8 protein-coding genes are annotated in these 9,292 nt (G+C 39.0%); 5 read left to right on the plus strand and 3 right to left on the minus strand.

What is annotated here, in order from left to right:
- Positions 1-1,545 (plus strand): malto-oligosyltrehalose trehalohydrolase (gene treZ, locus VB654_RS14630; protein ID WP_323214502.1); only part of this gene is annotated, 1,545 nt, incomplete at its 5' end.
- Between the two features lie 28 nt (positions 1,546-1,573).
- Positions 1,574-4,390, plus strand: coding sequence for a malto-oligosyltrehalose synthase (gene treY, locus VB654_RS14635; protein WP_323214503.1), 2,817 nt, complete (start codon positions 1,574-1,576; stop codon positions 4,388-4,390).
- A gap of 101 nt (positions 4,391-4,491) precedes the next feature.
- Here treY and thyX read toward each other — a convergent pair whose 3' ends face one another.
- Positions 4,492-5,214, minus strand: a complete 723-nt coding sequence (gene thyX / locus VB654_RS14640) for an FAD-dependent thymidylate synthase (RefSeq protein WP_323214504.1) — start codon at positions 5,212-5,214, stop codon at positions 4,492-4,494.
- 141 nt (positions 5,215-5,355) lie between these two features.
- Between thyX and VB654_RS14645 the strand changes: the two genes are divergently transcribed.
- Together VB654_RS14645 and VB654_RS14650 are read left to right on the plus strand one after the other, a co-directional pair.
- Positions 5,356-5,571 (plus strand): chlorophyll a/b-binding protein, encoded by a 216-nt coding sequence (locus VB654_RS14645; RefSeq protein ID WP_323214505.1) that lies wholly within the window; start codon positions 5,356-5,358, stop codon positions 5,569-5,571.
- Between the two features lie 146 nt (positions 5,572-5,717).
- Complete coding sequence (locus VB654_RS14650; RefSeq protein ID WP_323214506.1) at positions 5,718-6,299, plus strand: thioredoxin family protein; 582 nt, start codon at positions 5,718-5,720, stop codon at positions 6,297-6,299.
- A gap of 48 nt (positions 6,300-6,347) precedes the next feature.
- Here VB654_RS14650 and VB654_RS14655 read toward each other — a convergent pair whose 3' ends face one another.
- On the minus strand, positions 6,348-6,860 hold the full coding sequence (locus tag VB654_RS14655) for a hypothetical protein (RefSeq protein WP_323214507.1): 513 nt from the start codon (positions 6,858-6,860) through the stop codon (positions 6,348-6,350).
- Positions 6,861-7,264: 404 nt separating this feature from the next.
- On the opposite strand from VB654_RS14655, the gene aroA reads away from it, so the two are divergent.
- A complete protein-coding gene (aroA, locus tag VB654_RS14660; RefSeq protein WP_323214508.1) occupies positions 7,265-8,623 on the plus strand; it encodes a 3-phosphoshikimate 1-carboxyvinyltransferase in 1,359 nt (452 codons plus the stop codon).
- Positions 8,624-8,692: 69 nt separating this feature from the next.
- Here the strand turns inward: aroA and VB654_RS14665 are convergent.
- A partial coding sequence (locus VB654_RS14665; RefSeq protein ID WP_323214509.1) for a glutathione S-transferase family protein occupies positions 8,693-9,292 on the minus strand: 600 nt, incomplete at its 5' end.

Genomic DNA, 9,292 nt, shown 5'->3' on the forward strand with positions numbered 1-9,292 from the left:
CCAGGCGAGCGCAATTGGGGTTATGATGGCGTTTATCCCTTTGCTGTGCAGAATTCTTATGGTGGGCCGAATCAGTTAAAACAATTAGTTGATGCTTGTCACCAACAAGGAATAGCCGTAATTTTAGATGTAGTTTATAACCATTTTGGCCCTGAAGGTAATTATACAAGTCGCTTCGCCCCTTATTTTACAGAAACTTATCGCACTCCTTGGGGAACAGCGATTAATTTCGATGATGCTTATAGTTATGATGTGCGTCAATTTTTTATTCAAAATGCACTTTACTGGTTAGATAAATTTCATATTGATGCTTTACGCTTAGATGCAATTCACGCTATTTATGATTTTGGTGCAAAACATTTTTTAACAGAACTTGCCGAAAATGTGGCTACACTTTCTCAGCAACAGGGACGCAAACTTTATTTAATTGCTGAAAGTGATTTAAATGACCCGCGAATAATTCGTCCGGCTGAGTTAGGTGGTTATGGAATTGATGCTCAATGGAGTGATGATTTTCATCATTCATTATATACTTTACTGACAGGAGATCGCACTGGTTATTATGAAGATTTTGGCAAGTGTGAACATTTAGCAACAGCCTACAAAAACAGCTTTGTTTATGATTGGAAATATTCCCATTATCGCCAACGTTACCACGGAAATTATGCAGGCGATCGCTCTCCCTCGCAATTTATAGTAGCTATCCAAAATCATGACCAAATAGGTAACAGAGTTTTAGGCGAAAGATTATCACAATTAGTAAATTTTGAATCTTTAAAATTAGCTGCTGGCGTAGTATTACTTTCTCCCTATATTCCCCTATTATTTATGGGAGAAGAATATGGAGAAGAATCGCCCTTTATCTACTTTGTCAGCCACTCAGACCCAGATTTAATTAAAGCAGTTAGAGAAGGACGTAAACAAGAATTTTTTGCCTTTCATTCCCAGGGAGAACCACCAGACCCCGAATCATTAGACACTTTTAACAATTGTAAGTTGAATTGGGAAAAACGCCAATCAGGTAAACATGAAATTTTATTATCATTTTACAAAAAATTGATGCAAATACGCAACCAAAACCCAGCCTTATTGAAACGCGAAAGAGAAAATTTACAAATCGGCTGTTATGAAGATAAAAAACTAATTACCTGGTTTAAATCTAGCCAAGAAAACCAAATATTCTGTGCCATAAATTTTCATACAGATGACATTACATTTAGCCCAGAATTTACAGGTAATAATTGGATCAAAATTTTAGATGCTGCTGAAACTAAATGGTTAGGTAGCGGTTCACAGTTACCAGAAATAACTCAATCACATCAAGAATTAACCCTACCTAAAAAAAGCTTTGCAATTTATGAAAAATATTTAGATAACGAACCACACCAGACACAGAGAACGCAGAGAGAGAAAGAACTAAAAGCTGAATTAGAATATGAAATGCCAAAATTACCTTTATTTTTCTTTGCGTCTTTGCGCGTTAGCGTAGCGGGGTGTAGCCCTCTTCTCTGTGAACTCTGCGCCTCTGTGGTATGCACTACGTGAACGATAAAAAAAGGAATTAGTTATCCCCATGCGAATACCAACAGCAACTTACCGAATTCAATTCAACACCGAATTTAGCTTTAACTCAGCCCAAAAAATCATTAATTATCTGAACGAATTAGGAATTTCCGATTTTTACGCCTCACCAATATTTCAAGCCAGAACAGGAAGCACCCACGGCTATGATATAGTTGACCCCAATCAATTAAACCCAGAATTAGGAACACAAGAAGAATTTACCGCCTTAATTGAAGGATTAAAACGGCAAAATATGGGTTGGTTGCAAGATATTGTCCCCAATCACATGGCTTATGATAGCCAAAATAAATATCTGATGGATGTTCTAGAAAATGGTATTAATTCTATTTATGCTAACTATTTTGACATTACCTGGAATTCTCCTATCAGCAATGGATTTAGTGATAGTCAACAACCAATTTTAGCACCTTTGCTTGGTAATTTTTACGGGGAATCTTTAGAAAATGGAGAAATCCAAATCAAATATGATCAAAATGGTTTAAGTGTGAATTATTATGATTTTAAATTTCCTCTAAAATTGGAATCTTATGGGATATTTCTCAATCATAATATAGGCAAATTATCTCGAATTTTGGGCAAGAAAAATCCCATATTTGTGAGATTACTCGGCATTCTTTATCTAGTAAAACATATACCGGCTGAAGCTACTCCAAAAGAAAGACAAGACCAAATAAATTTTGTTAAAGGGTTGTTATGGGAACTTTACACAGATAATACAGAAATTCAAACATTTATTGACGAAAATCTCCAACTTTTTAATGGTGAACCAGGTAAACCAGAAAGCTTTAATTTGTTAGATACTTTACTTTCTGAACAGTTTTTTCGCCTAGCTTTTTGGAAAGTTGGTGCAGAAGAGATTAATTACAGGAGATTTTTTACAGTCAATGAATTAATATCTGTGAATATCGAAGATTTTCAAGTATTTCAAAATACTCATGCTTTAATTACAAAGTTGGTTAAAGAAAATCAAATTACTGGTGTACGCATAGACCATATTGATGGACTTTATGACCCAAATCAATATTTACAGAGATTAAAAGAAAAAATAGGTGATACATATACCACCGTCGAAAAGATTTTGGAATCAGGGGAAGAATTACCTAAGCATTGGTCAGTTCAGGGTACTACAGGTTATGATTTCTTAAATTATCTTAATGGGATTTTTTGTCAAACTGCCAGTAAAGCAGATTTTACCCAAATATATTGGAATGTCACAGGTTTTAGAATAGCTTATGAGCAATTTGCTATAGATAAAAAGCATTTAATTTTAGAAAGAAATTTAGCTGGAGATATTGATAATTTAACTTATATCTTAAAAAAAATAGCCAGTAAACATCGTTACGGTAATGATTTTACCATTAATGGTTTAAAACGCGCGATCGCAGAAGTCTTAACTCTCTTCCCAACTTATCGAACTTACACGAACCAAGATGGTATATCACCAGCAGACCGTCAGTATATCCAAGCTGTAATTCAACAAGCAAAATCAAATATTCCTCTACTACACCATGAATTAACTTTCATTAAAAAACTGCTATTACTTGAATATGAAAATTATCTCACACCAGAAGATCAAGAGCAATGGCTTTATTTTGTCATGCGACTACAACAATATACAGGCCCCTTAATGGCCAAAGGAGTTGAAGACACAGCTTTATATGTTTATAACCGCTTTCTTTCCTTAAATGAAGTTGGTGGGAATCCTGATAACTTTGGTGTAAGTATTGCCGATTTCCACAACTTTAATCAACAGCGAAAAACCAATTGGCTACACTCAATGAGTGCTACTTCCACCCATGATACTAAACGTGGTGAAGATATCCGCGCCAGATTAAATGTTTTATCAGAAATTCCCGAAGAGTGGAAAACACAAGTTTATGACTTTTGTGAAATTAATCGTGATTACAAAACAAGTATAAATAAAAGTTTACCTATGCCCGACAGAAACGATGAATATCACTTTTATCAAATGCTAATTGGGGCATTTCCATTTTTTGAACATGAGTATAATGACTTTTATCAACGTATTCAAAATTATGTCCTCAAAGCTGCTAGAGAAGCGAAAGTTTACACAGCATGGCTACGACCTAATGAAATTTATGAAAATGCTTTAAATAAGTTTGTTGCAGCAGTTTTAGAACCTTCGGATGAAAATACATTTTTGCAGAAATTTATCCCTTTTCAGAGACGCATAGCCTACTATGGTATGTTCAATTCCTTATCTCAGACTTTACTAAAAATCACCTCTCCTGGAGTTCCCGACTTTTATCAAGGAACTGAACTTTGGGATTTCAGTATGGTTGACCCCGATAATCGCCGTCCGGTTGATTTTGAACTGCGACAGTCTCATCTCAAAGTGATTAAAGAACAAACTCAGACTAATATTTTAAAATTAATAGATGAATTATTAGCAACGAAAGAAGATAGTAGAATTAAGTTGTTTCTAATTATCCAGGCTTTAAAAGCGAGAAGAGAAAATTTAACAACTTTCCAGCAAGGTGACTATCTACCTTTAGAAACTAAGGGAAAGTTTGCAGATAACATCATTGCTTTTGCAAGAATTCATAGTAATCAGACAATTATCACCATTGCACCCCGCTTTTTTACCAGTTTAATTCAACCTGGAGAATACCCCCTAAATAAGCAAGTCTGGGATGATACATATATTCAGTTACCATCAGATGCGCCTTCAGTTTGGCAAGATACTATTACTGGGCAAATAGTCAGCGCTGATAAAATCATGTTAATTGGTGATGTACTCCAACACTTCCCTGTAGCTTTGCTGAAAGGAAATATGATTATCTAACCGCCAAGTACGCCAAGAACGCCAAGGAAAAGAGGTGTAATCAAAACTCTGCGAACCTTTGCGTGACCTTAGCGTTCCTCTGCGTTTAAAAACCCGACTATTTAAGGTGCTAATCTCGCCTTACCTTGACGCTGCTTCTCATACCATTGTGCGATCGCAGGTGTCCATTCTGCAAAATAAGGCCACATCATTTCACACAACTGTTGTATTTCTAGTTGAGCATCTTTCTTATTTCTCATATCACAAAAGTGCATGAAAGACCTTAAATTGAAACTCACAACAAAATGCTGGCGATAGTCAAAAGGTACTTTACCTCTTGCGTGTTCCTCAGACATTCCCCCCTCAAAATCTGCTTTGTAACGCTTCGCTGCTTCGAGACACCATGCTAAATCTGCGGCTCGTTGTTCTGGTGAATAGTAATATTTTTTGCCTTGTCTATCAGAGTAATCACCAACGGGACGCAAGTAAAATACATCTTCTATGTCTTTTTTACCCTCTACTACATCAATAAACTGGTTCCCCGTATACCTAAAAGATTGCACATCAAATGATACTCCTACCCGATGTGTCCGAGCCTGTTGCATCACACTGTGAGGAAAATAACCACAGTTAAAAACAATCTGGGGATGCTCAAGCGGGCCATAGTGTCCCCTCTCACCTGCCAAAAGTCGCTTAACAATAATTTCGCCGCATTGTGACTCCGAAGGCCAAGAGTGGCGCTCGTCATACACAAAGCCATCGGTATAGTCTTGGTGCATCGCAGCATAAACCACTTGTTGCGGGTTTGGTGTTTTGGCAATAACCTCTACTCGAAATCGATGCATTGATAAATGGCAACCTGTTAATGAAATGTCTTTGTGAACCCGATTTACTATGATATCTCGTTAAGTAGACTCAGATACTTTACAAAATTTAATAACTCTGTTACAGTTATTTACATACACAGGAAAACGGAAAATAATTATATGCGTACCAATACAAGTATTATTGATGACCAAGGTCTAATGAACAACTTTGCGATAGAACCAAAGGTTTATATAGACGAGCAAGGCGATCGCACTGGGTTCACTCCCTACGCCGAATTACTCAACGGTCGTTTAGCAATGATTGGTTTTGTCTCTCTGATTGCATTAGAAGTATGCACAGGACACGGTATCATTGGCCTTTTGACAAGCCTATAAAAACTAATTTTGACAATTTAATATTTAATATTTAATAAATGTAGAGACGGGAATTTTCCCGTCTTTAATTTTATGCAGAATTTCATGTTACTTTGACAGTGATTGATAGCAAGAGCCGTTTTGAGATAAAAGGATCAGGCTAAAATATGGCTTTAACTGCTTCGACAATGCTGCCATTAGGCACGCAAGCACCAGATTTTTATCTACCAGAAGTGGTATCTGGAAAAACAATTTCCCTTGCCACTTTTGCTGACCAAAAAGCATTATTGGTAATGTTTATTTGTCAGCACTGCCCATTTGTCAAACATATCCAAACAGAATTAGCAGGTCTAGGAAAAGATTACCTCTCTAGTGATTTAGGAATTGTGGCTATTAGCGCCAATGATGCCGAAAAATATCCAGATGATGCGCCAGAGTCTTTAAAAGCAATGGCAATAGAACTTGATTTTAAGTTCCCTTTGTGTTATGACAAAACTCAGGAAATAGCAAAAGCTTATACAGCCGCTTGCACACCTGATTTTTTTGTCTTTGACGCAGAACGTAAACTAGTTTATCGGGGACAACTGGATGATAGCCGTCCAAGCAATGGTAAACCCGTAACAGGTGCAGATTTACGCGCCGCGATCGCCTGCGTATTGGCGGATAAACCCATAACAATGGAACAAAAGCCCAGTATTGGTTGCAATATCAAATGGAAACCAGGTAACGAACCCAGTTATTTTGGTTAGCCATACCATGTCCAAAAACTTACTTTTGACTTCCACCTTGCGGCAGCGTTAGTGTTTAATTTCCAGATTGAGGATATAGCTTCCCATCTGGACTTTATCTGCCCATAATTCGTATTCCACCCGTAAATGCTCTGGTAAGTGGTTTCCGGTCAGTGACAGAGTTTTTGTGAAATTTCGTAAACGAATCGGATTATGAGGTTGTAATGATTCAGTGGGCAACCAATAACGGCTGACACCATAAACCCCTTGCTCCCAGAAATGGCGGTAACTAATTTGACCGTTACCTTGCATGGTCATGATTACCCGGTAGGGGGAAATCTCCAGCCACAAAATTCTGGGACTGCTGGGGGTTGGAACGTTGGTTTGATTTTCAGGATAGATGTCTTGGGAACTCAGCGAACTTGCCAATTCACAGGTAATTAGGGGTGGTGCTGTCAACAGTAAATGGAATCGGTCAGTATCTTTTTGATACAGTGTTCCCGCAGTTTCAACAACAGACCAGAATGGCAGATCAGTTGAAATAAGTGATAAACATACGGGCTTGCGGTGGTGGGTCAGCATGGGAGCGATAAGGGCTAAAAGCTATTGAACAAAATGAAATTAACACCAGTATCTTTAACAGTCAGGAGCAGCCAGTAAATAGTCAAACATCCTTAATCTTAACTGATGATACTGATTTGGTAAGCCAAATAAATCAACCTAAAAATAAATAAAAGATTATAAATTTAAACACCTTCTCTAGTGTTATAAATCAAAGTTTTTTGGGAAAAATATCAAATGACAGTAGCAAGAAGCGCAAGACCTCTGAGAGTGATTTTTGCCCATTGAAAAAGTATGTAAGTAAAGATTCATCATATACTTGGTCGATTTTGGCAAATTTACGTGGACAAAAAACGATACTATACTAAGCAGGAAGTGTCCAGTTGTGGCAAACTTCCAGTGTATCCAAGAGCCAGTGTAACCTCATGTCGGCTGCTGTCGTAACTGTAGAAACTCAAACAGACCTTTCTCAGAAGTTAATTATCCATCGCCCCTCTGCTGGGCTGTCTTTACAGGGTTGTATCCGTGTCCCAGGTGATAAGTCTATATCACACCGGGCTTTAATGTTAGGCGCGATCGCTCAAGGTGAAACGGAGATCCAAGGGCTACTGTTAGGCGAAGATCCCCGCAGCACTGCCAGATGTTTTCAAGCTATGGGGGCGCAAATTTCGGAACTAAACACCGAATTAGTTAAGGTTCAGGGTATTGGTTTGGGACAATTGCAAGAACCAGTGGATGTGTTGAATGCTGGTAACTCTGGCACTACACTCAGACTGATGTTAGGGCTTTTGGCTTCTCATCCAGGGCGGTTCTTTACAGTCACAGGAGATAGTTCTTTGCGATCGCGTCCGATGTCCCGTGTAGTTCAACCTTTGCAACAAATGGGCGCAGAAATTTGGGGACGTAAGGGTAATTCTTTAGCACCCTTAGCAGTTCAAGGACAAGCCCTGAAACCCACTCATTATCATTCCCCCATCGCTTCCGCCCAAGTTAAATCCTGTATATTACTTGCAGGTTTATTAACAGCCGGAAAAACCACCGTTACCGAACCCGCCCTTTCTCGTGACCACAGCGAACGGATGTTACGGGCTTTTGGTGCAGAACTCACTATTGATCCCGAAACCAACAGCGTTACCGTGATCGGACCGGCGCAACTGCGGGGACAAAAAGTGATTGTTCCTGGAGATATCAGTTCAGCCGCTTTTTGGTTAGTAGCTGGGGCAATTGTCCCCGGTTCAGAATTGGTAGTAGAAAACGTCGGTGTTAATCCCACCCGCACCGGGATTTTAGAGGCTTTAGAACTCATGGGGGCTGATATTCAACTAGAAAATCAGCGCGAAGTAGCTGGGGAACCAGTAGCGGATATTAGAGTGCGTTCTAGTCGGTTAAAAAGCTGCACCATTGCCGGGGATATTATTCCCAGAATGATTGATGAGATTCCCATTTTAGCAGTAGCCGCAGTATTCGCCGAAGGTACAACGATGATTCGGGATGCAGCTGAATTGCGAGTTAAAGAAAGCGATCGCATTACCGTGATGGCGCAACAACTCAACAAAATGGGCGCAAAAGTCAGCGAATTACCCGACGGGATGGAAATTACTGGTGGTACGCCTTTAATGGGTACAGATGTCGATAGTTATACAGATCATCGCATTGCTATGAGTCTAGCGATCGCATCTCTAGTTTCCACTGGAATCACCACCATTCACCGTGCAGAAGCAGCGGCCATTTCCTACCCCGACTTCACCGCCACACTGGGGAAAGTGCTGAGTGCTGAGTGCTGAGTGTTGAGTGGGGAAAGGAAAGTGCTGAGTGCTGAGTGCTGAGTGGGGAAAGGAAAGTGCTGAGTGCTGCTATTTTTTTCCCACTTCATCCCGATTATGAGGTGCATCAAAATCAATCACAGGGCCTTTAGGCACAATGCGAGTCGGGTTAACATTCGGATGACTCCTGTAATAATGCCGTTTAATATGATCAAAATTACAAGTTTCCTTCACCCCTGGTAATTGATAAAGTTCCTTAAGATAATTCCACAAATTAGGATACTCAACCATCCGGCGTAAATTGCATTTAAAATGCACATAGTAAACTACATCGAAACGCAACAAAGTAGTAAACATACACCAGTCAGCTTCCGTAACTTGATCCCCGCAGAGATAGCGCTGTTTTCCTAATATATTCTCCCAGTAGTCAAGGGCTGCAAATAACTCTGTTACTGCCTCATCATAAGCCATTTGAGAAGTAGCAAATCCCGCCCGATATACACCATTATTTATCGGCTGATAAATAGCATCAATCGTCTCATCAATTAATTCTTGTAAACTTTCGGGATAAAAATTGGTATCTTGTTTAGCAAAATCATTAAATTGTGTATCAAACATCCGAATGATTTCACGGGATTCATTATTAACAATTGTCCCTTTTTCTTTATCCCATAACACCGGCACTGTTAC

The organism is Nodularia sp. UHCC 0506 (assembly GCF_034931045.1).
Classification (GTDB): Bacteria; Cyanobacteriota; Cyanobacteriia; order Cyanobacteriales; family Nostocaceae; genus Nodularia.